Annotated in this window: 13 protein-coding genes and 1 tRNA gene; 5 read left to right on the plus strand and 9 right to left on the minus strand. The window is 39.8% G+C overall.

The window, feature by feature from the left end:
* Positions 1-107: 107 nt before the first annotated feature.
* The 7 genes from KTR06_RS16695 to KTR06_RS16725 all read right to left on the minus strand — a co-directional run bounded on the left by KTR06_RS16695 (position 108) and on the right by KTR06_RS16725 (position 7,384).
* Positions 108-782, minus strand: a complete 675-nt coding sequence (locus KTR06_RS16695) for a recombinase family protein (RefSeq protein WP_172778622.1) — start codon at positions 780-782, stop codon at positions 108-110.
* Positions 783-886: 104 nt separating this feature from the next.
* On the minus strand, positions 887-1,333 hold the full coding sequence (locus KTR06_RS16700) for a JAB domain-containing protein (protein ID WP_118216489.1): 447 nt from the start codon (positions 1,331-1,333) through the stop codon (positions 887-889).
* Positions 1,334-1,687: 354 nt separating this feature from the next.
* On the minus strand, positions 1,688-3,601 hold the full coding sequence (locus KTR06_RS16705) for a DEAD/DEAH box helicase family protein (protein WP_217290592.1): 1,914 nt from the start codon (positions 3,599-3,601) through the stop codon (positions 1,688-1,690).
* Positions 3,602-4,165: 564 nt separating this feature from the next.
* The gene (locus KTR06_RS16710; protein ID WP_217290593.1) at positions 4,166-5,365 is read right to left on the minus strand and encodes a site-specific integrase; all 1,200 of its coding nucleotides are present in this window, start codon (positions 5,363-5,365) and stop codon (positions 4,166-4,168) included.
* Between the two features lie 97 nt (positions 5,366-5,462).
* A tRNA-Lys gene (locus KTR06_RS16715) sits at positions 5,463-5,535 on the minus strand.
* Between the two features lie 94 nt (positions 5,536-5,629).
* The gene (locus KTR06_RS16720) at positions 5,630-6,763 is read right to left on the minus strand and encodes an AI-2E family transporter (protein ID WP_004315221.1); all 1,134 of its coding nucleotides are present in this window, start codon (positions 6,761-6,763) and stop codon (positions 5,630-5,632) included.
* Positions 6,764-6,784: 21 nt separating this feature from the next.
* A complete protein-coding gene (locus KTR06_RS16725; protein ID WP_004299175.1) occupies positions 6,785-7,384 on the minus strand; it encodes a thymidine kinase in 600 nt (199 codons plus the stop codon).
* Between the two features lie 140 nt (positions 7,385-7,524).
* Between KTR06_RS16725 and KTR06_RS16730 the strand changes: the two genes are divergently transcribed.
* The 5 genes from KTR06_RS16730 (at position 7,525) to KTR06_RS16750 (ending at position 11,281) form a co-directional block, all read left to right on the plus strand.
* Complete coding sequence (locus tag KTR06_RS16730; protein ID WP_120067848.1) at positions 7,525-8,202, plus strand: hypothetical protein; 678 nt, start codon at positions 7,525-7,527, stop codon at positions 8,200-8,202.
* A gap of 12 nt (positions 8,203-8,214) precedes the next feature.
* Positions 8,215-8,889: a 16S rRNA (cytidine(1402)-2'-O)-methyltransferase gene (gene rsmI / locus KTR06_RS16735; protein ID WP_004299177.1), complete on the plus strand. Its 675-nt coding sequence runs from the start codon at positions 8,215-8,217 to the stop codon at positions 8,887-8,889.
* Positions 8,890-8,922: 33 nt separating this feature from the next.
* Positions 8,923-9,780 (plus strand): hypothetical protein, encoded by an 858-nt coding sequence (locus KTR06_RS16740; protein ID WP_004299178.1) that lies wholly within the window; start codon positions 8,923-8,925, stop codon positions 9,778-9,780.
* A gap of 96 nt (positions 9,781-9,876) precedes the next feature.
* Entirely contained in the window at positions 9,877-10,569 is a 693-nt protein-coding gene (locus tag KTR06_RS16745) for a YjjG family noncanonical pyrimidine nucleotidase (RefSeq protein ID WP_120067851.1), read from the plus strand.
* Positions 10,570-10,630: 61 nt separating this feature from the next.
* Positions 10,631-11,281, plus strand: coding sequence for a MarC family protein (locus KTR06_RS16750; protein ID WP_004323496.1), 651 nt, complete (start codon positions 10,631-10,633; stop codon positions 11,279-11,281).
* A gap of 626 nt (positions 11,282-11,907) precedes the next feature.
* Here the strand turns inward: KTR06_RS16750 and KTR06_RS16755 are convergent.
* Positions 11,908-13,320, minus strand: a complete 1,413-nt coding sequence (locus tag KTR06_RS16755) for a RagB/SusD family nutrient uptake outer membrane protein (protein WP_120067854.1) — start codon at positions 13,318-13,320, stop codon at positions 11,908-11,910.
* Positions 13,321-13,340: 20 nt separating this feature from the next.
* Positions 13,341-16,201: TonB-dependent receptor (locus KTR06_RS16760; protein ID WP_217290594.1), on the minus strand; the 2,861-nt coding region annotated here is incomplete at its 5' end.

Below are 16,201 nucleotides of genomic sequence, written 5' to 3' on the forward strand. Positions count from 1 at the left end.
TAAAGCTAAACTCTGTTTCTCCGTCTGAATTTTGGGGTAGGACAAATTTAGATTGGGGTATATAAGACTGACCTTGCTCCTTGTTTGTCCTGCCTTTCAAAGTGACTTCACGACATCAATCCTGCTCTGACAAGCAACCTCTTGACTTGTGTAATTTGAAACCTACATCCCTTAGATGTAACAAAGCCTTGCTCATTCAACAGACAAGTCATTTCGGATAATGATTTGCCTTGTATTGATAGTGACCGTAACAGTGCTATCGCTCTCATGTTATTTGGATTGTTCTCCGCTTTAGCCTTGTTGGTAACGATACTATGTTGAACAGCTTGTTCAAATTTATTCATCAAGTTCTCCGATTTACCAAGCTGCACACCCCTTGCTTTTTTGGCTTGAAGTGACTGTTTGGTTCTCTGACTGATTAGTCCTGCTTCATATTCGGCTATGCTACTGATGATATGCAGAATTAATCTGTTAGCTTGCGGGAAGTCACAGAACACAATCTCAACATCACTTTCTAACAGCTTTGAAGTAAACGCTACATTCCTTGACAACCTATCCAATTTGGCTACAATCAGAATAGAATTTGTTTTCCTGCACATCGCTAAAGCTGCAAGGAGTTGAGGTCTGTTAGATTTCTTCCCACTCTCCGTTTCAATATATTCAGCAAGTATAAGCTTATTCTTTACATGGTTGTGTATAATCTCTCGTTGTGCTTCTACACCAAGACCAGAGATTTGTTGTTTCATGGTGGATTGCCTTAGATATGCTATGTATGTCTTCATAATTCACAATTATTAATAGTTGGTTACAAATGCTGAACGAACATTCAGCTTATGTAAGTAAGGACACCCAACTTAAAAATTGAATGTCCTTTTAAGATGATACGCTATAACTGTCCTTCATCAGCGAAGCTATAATATCCTGCATCTGTTAATATGAGGTGGTCTGTTACTGTTATTCTCATAAGTCTTGCAGCTTCTTTGACCTGTTTAGTAATCTCCATATCCTGCCTACTTGGTTTCATGTTACCACTTGGATGGTTATGAGCAAGAATGATAGCTACTGAATTGGTGAGCAATGCAGCTTGTAGAATTACTCTGACATCTACGGTTGTGTCTGTTATCCCTCCCTCTGATATGAGAGTGTAACCTAAAACTTGGCTGGATTGGTTTAGGAACAAGACTTTGAAATATTCTTTGTAACAGATTGTACCCTCCTTATATGTGGGGAGTAAGACCTTGTAAGCATCCTCCGAGCTATAAATTTTACTCCGAGTTTTTGATGTGGATTTGTAAGTAAGTTCCACTTCTCCAACTGTGTAATCAGCTTTCATAATCTATCTATAATTGAAATTTAAAGGGTTATTGATTGAATGGATTTAACAAGAACAAACCCTAAACACAAGTGAATTTCTTCGCTTGCATCTAAGGCTCGTTCTATGTCTTTCCCTAAATATTCAATCAAAGGAAGTTCGGAGTATTAGTGAGTAATCGGTCGGCTACGGGAATAGAATTGTGAACATATACTCTGCCAACAAAGAATGTCTTTTTAATAGATGATGTGAGGTGATAGTGCAATTATAAAAGCATTCTTTTTTCTTCGACAAGCATGAGGGGGACTAAAAGAGGGGTGCAGTCGGACGGTGCGAAGCACCGGGCGGCTGCGCCACCCGTTGCTTCAATTAGTGTCAGTTCAGCAATTCATCTTTGAACCTCTCCAATTTGATTTTAGCACCGTTCCGATTGCTGCGCTTCACATCGAAATAATCTTTGATAAGAGCTTCGGACAACTTGCACGTTGCATCTTTCTTACCGTCTCCATATCGGGAGTAGGTTATTCCGTAACAGTTCAACAGGTAAGAAATTCTATCAAGTACATTATTTACGAGGATATATAAATCGCTACCTGTTTCCGATTTAAATTCATTTTTCATGTCAGACAGAAACTTTGAACTGAATCTTTGTTGCAGAGCTTCTTCCTGCTCGGCCTGTTCCAACAGCTTCTTGATTGTAGTCTTGCTGTACTTCTGTTGTTCGATAACTTCTCGCCCCAATTTGAAGAACGCATTGATGAGCCATTCTTCTTCTACACACTTGGCTCGGAGAAGTTGTACAGCATTTTCATCTTCCTTGATGTTGCTTAAGACGGATACAATGAACTGCCATTTCTCTTTGGTCTTGGCTGCTTTGATTCTGTAAATGTCATCTTCACCGACCGCTTCATCTTCGGGTTGGAAGTCCACATTGAAATATCCTGTATCTTCGTATGCCTGTCTAAGTGCATTGGGTGAGAGGTAATATCCTTTCACCTGCTCGTCGAGTAATAGTTGCTCTATGGCGAACCTGTCAAATCCGTTCCGTTCGGAATTGAGGACTTCGTTCAGCCGTAGCCGTTTTAGTTCCTTGTCATAATATGTAGAATCATCAGCTTTTATTTTTTCCTGTTGAATGGCTCGGTAGCATTTAATTCTCGCTTCGATGTCTGCCTGTACTTCTTCATCGGATTTAGCTTTAAGTTCATTCGGAATTGAAGCGATAACCGTAAGCGAGTTGTACCTCTTCCCGTTGGGGAACACGTGTCTGAATCTTCCTTGACATTGGATAGCTTCGGTGAACGGATTGATTAGGGTGTGCTTCACATGATCGTAGTTCGACAACACCAGCACATCGCAAAGTTCTTTCAGATTGATGTCTATTGACGGGAAGAACCTTAATGTAAACAGGTTCACCTTTCTTAGAGGAAGTTCCAGCTTATCCGTACTGTGTTCCAAGAAACGGCTCTTTAGCTTGTCGGCACTGTCCCTTGAACAGAACACCTTGTAGTCGTCCTTTTTTATTATTCCGTCATGCAGCAATGATTCTACGATGTTACATATACCCTCTGTCGTTTTGTAGAAGATGCACACATGAGGAGAGTTGTTATCCAACAGGTTCTTTACTTCCTGCTTTACTCGCTTGTAAAAGCTACGTGTTGTTACCAAAGTCATGTCCTCCCGATAGTCATAGTCGGGTTTGATTTCTATCCACTTGAATTGGTGGCGCAGGAACAGGGTTAAGGTGTACTTGCTTGGCTTTAACGGAGTGGCAGATACGAGAGCCTTTCCCTCAAACTTGAAGAACTCCTTCATCGGGGCGGATATGCTTCTGCGATAGTCTGTATCTTCTGTTAAGTGCTCGGATTCATCGAACAGGCAGAAGTATTCCTTGTAAATGTTCATCTTAAGTTGCTTTGCTACTTTTAAGACTTTGTTTTCAAACCCTTCGGGAGTAGTGATAATTTTTTTGTACTTGATATTGGAGTTATTGAGGTAGGCGGTCAGTTTCTTAACGGTTACTTCTTTGAACACTCCTTGTGCTTCGTCAAACGCTTGCACTTTGTTCTCCACCGCAGAACGATACGGTTCGATTACGATAGAATTTCTCGGACTTAACTTTGCGTTCAACTCCATATAAGTAGCTCCTGTACCAGTCATTACCTTATTAATAATGGCATTGCTCGGCAGCATGGAGTAGCCTTGTCTTTTTAAGGCTTCGGATAGATACTCTCCCTTGTGGATGTTCAGTAGCTCCACGTCCAATGTCTTGTGCTTAGTGTCATTCATGGCGCATTGGATTTAGGGGGTAAGAAACTTGAAAGAACCTGTTGTTATATGGGTGTGATGATTTTGTTACCCCACCCGAAGAATGGAGTTCAGACCCATATAAAGTTATAAAACTCGTGAGCCGATTAAGACCTGTCGGAGTGACAAGTACCGATTGGTGGCTCAATCCAATTGCTCGGAATTTCAAATTCATTACCATAATTAGATGAATTTAAAAATTTAACAATTGGACTAAGGGGAATAAATAAAAAGCTCCTGTAACCAAGTTCTTCTTACGATTGGACACAATTCACCCTTGCAAGGTAGAATGAATGCTCATCCAATAATAAATTTCGGAAGTCATTGCTCCGAGAACTTAGTTACAGAAGCCGCTACTTATGCAGTAGAATTTAATTGCTGACAAGCTTCTTTTATGGTTACCTTTCTTGATTATCTCACTTGATAACTGCACTGTCACGTGAACCATTAGTAAAAACAGGGCTTATTTAAGTCTTAGCCCGTATCTTCTACCACTGTTGTAGAATTGATGCAAATATATAACTTTTCATTCATATTGCAATGGTTTCAAAGTAAATTCTTCATGGCATTGCCTATCTGTTCATTATCGAAACTGTCAAGGTAAGTCTGAGTTATCTTCTCCGAGCTATGCCCTAAAGATTCACTGATAATAGCTGTTGAAACTCCTGCCCGTTTGAGAACTGTCGCATACGAGTGGCGTGCAACGTATGTAGTCAAAGGTATAGGCAGTTCCAACTTTTCACCTATTTCTTTCAGATGCTTGTTTACCTTTGCCAAAACTTTATGCAGTCTGTTTGCTACCTGTACTTCTGTCTTGTGGAATGGCGAGAGAACAGGAAACAGATAAGGCGAATGTTCGTTACTGTACTTCTTTATAATCTCAACAGCCTTATCCTGCAAAGGGATGATGATTTGCTTCTTGGTCTTCTTCCTGTAATAGACAAGCTGACCGTCCACTATGTTGCTCCGTTCCAGCATGGCCATATCAATGAAATTAATTCCAGCTGTGAAGTAGGAGAATGTGAACAGGTCTATCGCCAAACGTTCCATATCTGATTTACCTTTATAATTGATAACTCTTTGAATGTCCTGTTTGGATATTGCTCTCTTGGCTGTCTGCTGATTCACCTTTGACAACTTGTAGGAATTGAAAGGATAGGCAGTGGTCTGCTTGGATTCAACAGCTTTGTTGAACACAGCACGAAGATGTCTAAGGCGTGTGCCTATCGTATTTATGGCGTAATGGTTTGATTTCATCCACTGCTCATATTTCTTTAACCAAGCAACATCTATATCAGAGAATGGCATGTCAAGATGCTTGTTGAACTTGATAAAAGATGAGTAGGACACTTCAAACATTCCTGCATATCTGAGCCTGTTCTCATTTTTAAGTGCTTGAATATAGTTTAGAAATCCTTCTCCAACAGATACGAGGTGCTTGGATTGGAAGGTGTCTGTGGATTGGAGTAGGGTTGTAGCAGTAAACTCTGCGTTATTGACTTTTTTATCCAAGATGATTCTTTGAAACTCGTTAATCTTCTCGTTTATGAGAATGAGCAATGCTTCATAGTTTGGACACTTGGGCTTGGGTAGGTTCTTCTTGAAGTCCCAATATGCAGGATTGACAGAGATTCCTAAGCTCTTGTACTTCTTCTTTCCATTCTTACAGATTCTCACCATAAGCGGTGATTCGCCATTTTTTAAAACCTTTGATTTGTAACAGGTTACATTAACTGTTGCTTCCATTCTTGGTTTAACTCTCGGTTTAACTGAACCATGTAAACCAGCGTAATTTAGGCATAAAAAAAGAGAGTTACTTTCGTGTAACTCTCTGATTTCTAAGTGATCCGCCTGGGGCTCGAACCCAGGACCCCAACATTAAAAGTGTTGTGCTCTACCTGCTGAGCTAGCGAATCAATCCTTATTTGCGAATCAGTTATTTCCTGATTGCGGGTGCAAAGGTAGTTACTTTTATTTAATTTGCAAGCATTCCGTAGAAAAAAGTTTCAATTATTTTTCCTCGTTATGGCTTGTTTCTTGATTATCAGTAGTTTCGGCTTCATCATATTTTATCTTTTCTTTGTTGATAATAAAGCGTTGGTAGTAGGAGAGCATTAAAGTTGTTAGTGGTAAGGCGATGATCATACCGAGCATTCCCATTAATGAACCCCAGATAGAAAGAGATAAAAGGATGATGGCAGGATTCAGTCCGGTAATCTTTCCCATGATTTTGGGGACAAGGAAGGTATCCTGTATGATTTGTACGATTGCAAAGACAGCTAATGCACATGCAATGATAATCCAGAAGTTCTGTCCGGTGTCGGCAGCTTTGAGGATTGCCAATAGAATGGTGGGCAGGAAACCGATGATTTGCAAGTAGGGAACCATATTCAATGCTCCGATGAAAAGTCCCAAAGCGATAGCCATGGGGAAATCGATAATCAGGAAGCCAATGCTGAAAAGAATACCTACGCAGAAAGCAACCAAAGCCTGTCCACGGAAATATCTGTTCATACCATCCTGTACGTCGTGAACCAGATTGGAGGCAAACGTACGGTATTTATTGGGTAGCAGATGCAACCATCCTTCAGCTATCGCTTCGTAATCTAATAATATAAAGATTACATATAATAATATAATGAAGGAGGCAAGGATGCTGAATAGAATGTTGAGAGATTCTGCAAGCAAAGTCCACACTCTGGGGACGGTATCCTTGATTGCCGCCAGGATATTCTCTTCACTTAATACACGGTTCAGTGCTTGAAGATCGATATTTTCGTGGATAAATTCAGAAAGACTCTTAGGCACATTGTTTCCGGCTCCATTGGTGAGGTAAGTCACCAGCAAGTCGTTCATTCTGCCTATTTCCGAAATCATCGGCGGCACTAATAGGTAGAATAAAGTGACTCCGATAACCGTAATAAGGAATAAGGAACAGAAGATGGAAATAATGCGGCTTTTCAATCGTAGCTTATACTGGAAGAATTTGACTAACGGATAGACCATATAAGCTATCAGCCACGCAATAAAGAAAGGTAATAACACTCCGCTAAGGCGTTCTACAAGCATTAATATTCCTACAACTAACACACATCCGATAGAACCGCGTATAAAACTGTCGAATGTTATCTTTTTCCTTTCCATAATCTTTTTCTTTTATAGAGTTTATACTTTCTGCTCATCTTCCCCTCGTGCACGGAGATAACATTCCCTGCACAGAGGCTCGTATTCGGCTGTTTCGCCTAAAAGAACCTGTTTCTCATTCTTGACAGTACGATGTGAGAAAGAAGCCAGCTGGCCACATTTCACACAGATTGCATGAACTTTGGAGACTTCATCGGCAATGGCGCATAATTGCGGCATTGGTCCGAATGGATTTCCTTTGAAGTCCATATCCAACCCTGCAATGATAACACGGATTCCATTATTGGCGAGCTGGTTGCATACATCAATCAAACCACTGTCGAAGAACTGTGCTTCGTCAATGCCTACTACATCTATCTCGGAAGTAAAGAGTAGGATACTGGCTGACGAATCGATGGGAGTGGAGGCGATAGAATGGCTGTCGTGAGAGACTACATCTTCTTCTGAATAACGGGTGTCGATAGCCGGTTTGAATATCTCGACACGTTGTTTCGCGAACTTCGCTCTCTTCATTCTACGAATCAATTCCTCTGTTTTTCCGGAGAACATGGAACCGCAGATTACTTCGATCCGGCCTCTTCTTCTAGTCTCCTGTATGTGGTCTTCTGAAAATAATACCATGAGATTTTGTGTTTTCTTGATTAAGTAAATGTGTGGACAAAGGTAAGCAATTCAATGTGCAAGAACTGTTAAATTATCCATTATTTTAAGTTATTGCATAAATTATTCCTACATTCGCACCGTATAAACAATGGACTGACATGAAACAGAAGCTATTAACAGATATTGAGTTGGATGTTCATGAGTTGAAGTATCTCATGGATTCATTTACCAAGGAGCCGACTCCGACTTTGTCTGAACTGTTGAAGCGGAGTATTACACGGATGCAGGGACGTTTGGATGAACTGCAGCAGGAAGTGGATGCGGTTCAGGTGACTTCTCCGTTAACTGTAGAAGAAACAGTGGAAGAGACTAATGAAGTTGCCGAATCTGAAGTAGATTCACCCAGCATTATACAATCTCTTGAATCTGTTGTTGTGAAAGAAGATGAGGAAGGAGAGATTATTGTTGCGGAAGAGAAACCAGTCGTAGTGGTAACAGAAGAAGGGAAAAAAGAGGAACCAGCAATTGTTGAGGAGCCTGTTGTTGAAACTGTTGTGAAAGAGGAAGAACCTAAATCGGTAGTGTTGGGAGAAAGTCTCAAACTATCTGCCGGCTTGCGACATGCTATCAGCTTGAATGATTCTTTCCGTTTTTCTCGTGAACTATTTGGAGGCGACACAGAATTGATGAATCGTGTTATTGAACAGATATCAGTAATGGGGTCCTACAAGACTGCGGTCGCATTTCTGTCCTCGAAAGTCGAAATAAATGAAGAAAAAGAGGCGGTGAACGACTTTTTGGAACTACTAAAGAAATTTTTTAATCAATCAGCATAAATCAAAAACAAGATGGGAAAGCTATATGTAGTGCCTACGCCGGTAGGGAATCTGGAGGACATGACTTTTCGGGCTATCAAAGTTCTGAAAGAGGTCGATCTGATTTTGGCGGAGGATACACGTACTTCCGGTATCTTGTTGAAACACTTTGAAATAAAGAATGCAATGCAATCCCACCACAAATTTAATGAACATAAAACGGTGGAAAGTGTTGTTAATAGAATAAAGGCAGGTGAAACGGTGGCACTAATTTCGGATGCCGGAACGCCTGGAATTTCCGATCCCGGATTTCTGGTTGTTCGTGAATGTGTGCGTAACGGTATTGAAGTGCAGTGCTTGCCGGGAGCAACCGCTTTTGTTCCGGCACTCGTTGCATCGGGATTGCCGAACGAGAAGTTCTGCTTCGAGGGGTTTCTCCCCCAGAAGAAAGGACGGCAGACACGACTGAAGACATTGGCGGAAGAACACCGCACGATGGTGTTTTATGAATCACCCCACCGTCTGTTGAAGACGTTAACACAGTTTGCCGAATATTTCGGTGCTGAACGTCAGGCAACCGTGTCGCGTGAAATATCCAAGCTCCACGAAGAAACAGTTCGGGGCAGTTTGGCTGAATTGATAGAACACTTTACCGCTACCGAACCCCGGGGCGAGATTGTGATAGTATTAGCAGGAATAGATGATTAAATAATTTCATTAAAAAACGTAAAACGTAAACGTATGAAAAAGTTAGCTGTTTTATTTGTATGCGTAGCCATGTTAGCTTCGTGTGATAGCTTTAAAGGTGGAAGTAAAGACCTGAAAGCTGAAAATGATTCTCTTTTGATGGAACTGAACCAGCGCAATGCTGAACTGGATGATATGATGGGTACTTTCAATGAAGTTCAGGAAGGTTTCCGTAAGATCAATGCTGCCGAAAGCCGTGTTGACTTGCAACGTGGAACCATCACTGAAAACTCTGCCAGCGCCAAGCAACAGATTGCTTCTGACATCGAATTCATCTCCAAACAAATGGAAGAAAACAAAGCGCAGATTGCAAAGTTGCAGGCACAGTTGAAGAACAGTAATTACAATTCTGCACAGATGAAAAAAGCTGTTGCCGCTTTGACTGCTGAATTGAACGCTAAACAACAACGTATCGAAGAACTTCAAACTGAACTGGCTTCCAAGAACATCCGTATCCAGGAATTGGATGCTGCTGTCAGCGACTTGTCTGCTGCTAAAGAAACGTTGGCTGCAGAAAACGAAGCGAAAGCTAAAACCGTTGCTGAACAGGAAAAGAGCCTGAATGCTGCCTGGTTCGTATTCGGTACTAAATCTGAATTGAAAGCTCAAAAGATTCTTCAGAGCGGAGATGTATTGAAGAGTGCTGATTTCAATAAGGATTATTTCACTCAAATCGATATCCGTACAACCAAAGAAATCAAGTTGTACTCTAAACGTGCTGAGTTACTGACTACTCATCCGTCCGGTTCTTATGAATTGGTTAAAGATGACAAAGGCCAGTTGACATTGAAGATTACTAATCCTACTGAATTCTGGAGTGTATCCAGATACTTGGTTATCCAGGTAAAATAAGGTAGACATCCCTTTTTGATTTGCCAATGTGCTGATTCCTGGATTCAAGAAATTAGCACATTGGCTTTTTTATTTCCTATATACGCATAACTACTGATGAAATATAAAAATCTCTTTTTTGATCTTGATGATACCATTTGGGCTTTCTCTCAAAATGCCCGTGATACTTTTGAAGAAGTATATCAGAAATATTCGTTCGACCGTTATTTTGATTCGTTCAATCATTATTATACCCTTTATCAGCAAAGAAATACCGAACTTTGGATTGAGTACGGCGAAGGAAAAATAACGAAAGATGAATTGAACCGTCAACGTTTCTTTTATCCTTTGCAGGCTGTGGGAGTGGAAGATGAAGCGCTTGCCGAACAGTTCTCGAAAGATTTTTTTGCGATTATTCCCACTAAAAGTACTTTAATGCCTCATGCAAAGGAGGTATTGGAATATCTTGCTCCTAAATATAACCTCTATATCCTTTCCAATGGATTCCGTGAATTGCAATCATGCAAGATGCGTTCGGCAGGAGTGGACGAGTATTTCAAAAAAGTGATTCTTTCGGAAGATCTCGGAGTGTTGAAGCCTTGGCCGGCGATATTCAATTTTGCCTTGTCTGCCACTCAATCCGAATTGCGCGAATCCTTGATGATTGGTGACAGTTGGGAAGCGGATATAACCGGAGCGCACGGAGTAGGGATGCATCAGGCTTTTTACAATGTGACGGAACGGACTACTTTCCCTTTCCTTCCCACTTATCACATACATTCCTTGAAAGAATTAATGGATTTATTATAGGTTTTCTGGATTAAGTCGTATTTTTGTTGCGTTTTAATTTTGCATAAAATACGATATAATCATGGATAGTACGCTTCTGCCTTTTGCCTTACTTTGTTTCACTTCATTCTTTACATTGACCAACCCATTGGGAACGATGCCTGTCTTCCTTACCATGACTCATGGTATGACGGATAAGGAACGTCAGTCTATCGTACGTCGCGCCACCATTGTGTCGTTTATTACAATAATGGTATTTGTCTTTGCCGGGCAGTTTCTTTTTAAGTTTTTTGGTATTTCTACCAATGGCTTCCGTATTGCCGGTGGGGTGATTATCTTCAAGATCGGCTTTGATATGCTTCAAGCCCGTTATACACCGATGAAACTGAAAGATGAAGAAATCAAAACGTATGCGGATGATATCTCCATTACTCCTCTCGGCATTCCTATGTTATGCGGCCCCGGAGCGATTGCCAATGCTATTGTCTTGATGCAGGATGCACATTCTTATGAAATGAAGGGAATTTTGATCGGCACTATTGCCCTGATTTATCTGCTGACTTTCTTTATTCTTCGTGCTTCTACGAAATTGGTAAACGTATTGGGCGAGACGGGAAACAATGTAATGATGCGCCTCATGGGATTGATTCTGATGGTAATTGCGGTGGAATGTTTCGTCAGCGGATTGAAACCGATTTTGGTGGATATTGTGAGAGAGGGGATGCTTCCTTGATGATAAAAGATAGAAGGGTTGAAGAGTCCTTAAAATGAAATTTATCTTTGCTGTAAAAAATGAACTACCCTTATAGAAGTTAATAAGATATATATAAATAAAGCCGTAAATGGATGACAACTATCAGGAATATTTTATTTTAAATTACTTTTGTAAAAAATAGATTCCCGAGTTTTTTTATAACCCCCTTAATAGAAATGAGACTAAAACTCCAAGGCTTGCCAAAGAGTTTAGTCTCATTTTTACCTTTATAAATCAGTATCTTTTTTATATCTTGGAATTGGATATATTGTATCTACTCTTTTTTATTTCATTAAAAAGAAGTGAATTGTTTATGGATTCTGATCAGTGGCAATATTTAAGCTTTCATTACCGTCGAACTCTGTCATTGGAATCATCATCGTCATTTCCCAGTCTTCCGGATCAATATAACGTCTGTAGTCTAATAGACGTGCTCCTTCTCCCCATTATTCGATACGATGTTGAAGTAAATGTTTCTTACGTAAAACTATTTATGTATATATTTATAAATAATAAGACCTGCAATTTCGATTAATTCTAAAATTGCAGGTCTCATCTACTTATTTAAAACTTATCCTTATATGGAGGCAATATTAAAAAATGTTTTATCGAGGTAGATTATCACTCCATCCCTCTGTTTGTATAACTCCAAAACCTGAATTAACTTCAAAAGAAGGTATTGGGTACACAAATTTGGCAATGTTGAAATTAGTATACGCTCCATCTGCCACACTAATAATTTTGCCTAATCTTCTTGCATCAAAGAAGCGATGTCCTTCTTGAACCAGTTCTAATTTTCTTTCTTTGTCAATCACATCAATAATCGTCTGATCCTCTGCAATTTCACTATCATCCAAATCCGGGTTTCTTTTTGCCGCTACTTCCAACAGTTTTTCTTTAGCTTTACCATAATCAGGAGTTGATTGTTTTGCATATGCTTCTGCCTGTATTAAATACATTTCAGGCAGTCTGAAAACCGGCAAGTTAGAAATCTGATTATTGGTTGTGATACCACGCATTTTTCCACCAGTCCACGTACCGCCAAGAAGTGCCAGACGAATATCATTAGATGAATATTCTGCTATTGTTGCGCTGTTAATAGACAAACCGTATTTATTCCATAAAGTATTCAGAGCATTAGCAGATAAATAATCATCTTCGGCTTTTGCTATAAAGAAAATGTCTTCTGTCGAAACAGCCAATGTCGTGTACATATTCTTATAGTCTTCTTTGGTTGATACAATTGTACCACCACTTAGGGTTATTGCCTCTTGAGCCGCCGTAATAGCCCCTTCGTAATTTTTCATATAGAGTTTTACGCGAGCTTCAAGTGCAGCAACTGCAGCCGTATTCATATACTGTTTACCTACATTTTCAACACCTTCTTTAGCATAATATTCTTTAGCTTTCGTTATATCATCAAGAATCAGGCTATAATTTTGTTCTACACTGACTCTTGACACCTGTGAATAGGCAGGGACGGGTTCAGTAACGTTTACGATACCTAATGTCGTTTTGTTGGCTTCCGAATATGGCAAACCAAACATGTTAGTCAAATAGAAAGAGCAGAGGGCTTTAATAGCATAGGCTTGAGCGATGCATCCTTCCACTTCTGCCAGATCCCCCTTTGTTACTTCTTTAAATGAAGCACCTTCTTTAATGATACGTGCACAACGGTCGATAGCCCAATATCCGTATGCCCATATTTCTTCTATGTATGAATTAGTATCCAGTATCTGATAGCGGAAGATGTCATAGAAATGAGACGTTGCAACGGAATGTGAAGTGATATCCGTTGGCGCATCTCCAATTGCTAATACATCACGTCCCAGAAAACGATATGAACCTAATGTGTAATATACACCATTTAGAGCATTCTGAAAATCTTGGGTAGTAACCAAGGCTTCTTCTGTCGGAACAGAAGTTGATGGCGTTTCTGTCAAGAAGTCATCGCATGCGGTGAATGAAATTGCCATCCAACCGGTTAATAAAGCAAATAATATTTTCTTCATTGTCATAAATTTCTAAAGTTATTTTTTTAGAAGCTAAGATTAAGACCGAACATGATATTTCTAGGTACAGGATATGCCCAAGACTGCATACCGGTAGATCTGGTTTGTGGATCAAATCCTATAAAATCTTTAGCAGTGATAGTGAACAAATTGTCAGCAGAGATATAAACTCTTAAATTGTCAATAGCCACCTTATTCATAAGGTTCTTCGGAAGAGTATATCCTAAAACCATGGATTTCATTCTTAAATAAGAACCATTCATTAAGAAACGGCTGGAATTAGTTTCTGCTCCCGAGTTGTCTCCAGCTACAAATTTGGGTACGTCGGTTATATCTCCCGGCTTTTGCCAGCGGTTGTCATAAACGTAGTTAGATACCGGGCCTAAGAAATAATGTCCAACCTGCATATCAAATGCAAATCCGGAGTTATATACTTTATTTCCCAAGGTGAAACTGGTATCAAAAGAGAAGTCAAAACCTTTGTATTTGAAATTCATTCCAAAGCCACCATAAAATTTAGGATCGGCAGAACCTACAATTCGCTGACCGGCCTCATTTACATTTTTTGTTTTCTCATCCCCTTCTTGTCCTTTATACCACATTGCTTCTCCTGTTTCAGGATCCACTCCTGCATATTCCGGCATATAGAACGTATTATACGCTTCACCAACTTTTCTGATAGTTAGAGTATTCTCAATTGGTTTTTCTGTGGCAAGTTTTATGATTTTATTTTTATTTGCCGTACCAGTGAAGCGAACATCCCAACTGAAATCTTTATTTCTAAGTACGTTAGCGTTAATTAAGAATTCTATACCTTTGTTTTCCATCTCACCTACATTTTTCAGGATAGATCCGAATCCAGTTGTGTAAGAAAGTGGTACATCAAATATCATATCTTTTGTCCGTTGGTTATAATAGTCCACTTCCAGTGTCAGTCTTTCGAAGAAAACAGCATGGATACCGATATCGGCTTTCGCAACAGTCTCCCATTTAAGATCCGGATTGGCTATTTGGTAAGGAATAGCTCCAGGTTTGCCATTATAAGAATATCCATAATTATACAATCCCATTGCTGCATAATAACCAATATCCTGATTACCTACAGTTCCATAACTACCTCTGATAGTCAAATCTGTCAACCAATTTTTGGTATTTTCCATAAAGCTTTCGTTAGAGATTCGGTATTTTGCTCCTATAGACCAAAAAGGAGCCCATTTGTTGTTTACACCAAATCTTGACGAGCCGTCATAACGGAAACTGCCTGACAGATAATATTTATCATTCAAGTTATATTCTGCATTCATAAAGAATGAAGAAAGAGTGCTTGCTTTGGTTGAAGATCCCGCCCCTGTTGGCTTGGAAGCATTGTCCAATTCAAAAACAGCATCACTAGGATATCCACTGGCAGCTGCATAAATTGTTCTATAAGATATTTTCTGTGCTTCTTGTCCCAACAATACATTCAAATGATGCATGTCTTTGAAAGTGCGGTTGAAGTTTACGGTATTGGTAATGGTCAAGGTTGTTGCCCTTTCCTGATTTCTTTGACCAAGCATACCGCTACCGGAATATTGAGGATTATAAATTGAACTGTAAAAGAACTCGTCCAAGTCAATTAAGCTCAATCCTGCATTTGTCTTCCATGTTAAGCCATCAATAATATTATAAGTAAAATATGGATTCACAACCAATGTAATCTGCTTTTGATTGCGTTTATCACCTTTTTCTTTATCGTTAATGGCTACAGGATTATAATTAACATTTGTATTATATGTTCCATCTTCATTGCGCACCTGTTCAAACGGACGGATGTCATATACTGCTACAATAGGATTAGTATATTGGCTTTCAGTCATAGTATTGTTTATATCGGAGAGTGCTCCATTCACAGAAAGTCCATATCCTATCCGCCCGCTTTTTCCATCTAAACTAATACGTCCGCTATAGCGTTTCATTCCAGTTCCGATGACGATACCTGTATTCTGAAAATATCCTCCACTAATATAATAGCGCAAATTTTCATTCCCACCTTGAGCACTGATATCATATTCTTGTGAAAAACCATTTTGCAGAATCTCCTTCAGCCAATCCACACTCTTGATATTTTGCGTCAAGTCCACATTATACCAATCCATAACATAGGCATTCAGCCATTCAGCAGAAGTCATGCCATCCTCACCGTCATATCCTGCATTTGTTAGTCCTTCGGTCCAGATCTCTTTGTATTTATCCAGATTTGTCGTACGATAATTATGATCTATCTTACCTACAAAACTAGTTCCGACTTTTGCATTCACATTAAAACGCGCTTTTCCCAGACTACCTTTTTTAGTAGTAACTACAATTACTCCATTCGCTGCACGAGCTCCATAAATAGCTGTAGCTGTAGCATCTTTCAAAACTGTGATGGACTCAATGTCGTTAGGATTGATATTAGCCATCGGACTTGCCGCCATATCCCCTGTCCCGGCTTTGTTATAAGCCCCCATTTTGTCTGTGTAAATGGCAATACCATCAATTACGTATAAAGGTTCGGTTCCAGAGTTCATTGAACCAACTCCACGAATAGTAGTAGAAGCGTATGCACCAGGTTGTCCAGTCAAGCTATTTACCTGTAAACCAGCTACTGATCCTTCCAAAGACTTCATAAAGTTTGCATCTGTTTTTTTCATCAAGTCCTTGTTATCCACCGTTTGGGCAGATCCCGTAAATGCCGCTTTTTTAGTTACCCCATATCCGGTTACCACAACCTCATCTATTAGCTGTGCATCAGATTTGAGAACCACTCGCAAATTGGGCTTTATCGCCACTTCCTGCGTCTGCATACCAATGTACGAAATCTGCAAAGTCTTTGCAGAACTAAATACAACTATAATATCTTGATTAC

The organism is Bacteroides sp. MSK.20.12 (assembly GCF_019052435.1).
Classification (GTDB): domain Bacteria; phylum Bacteroidota; class Bacteroidia; order Bacteroidales; family Bacteroidaceae; genus Bacteroides; species Bacteroides xylanisolvens.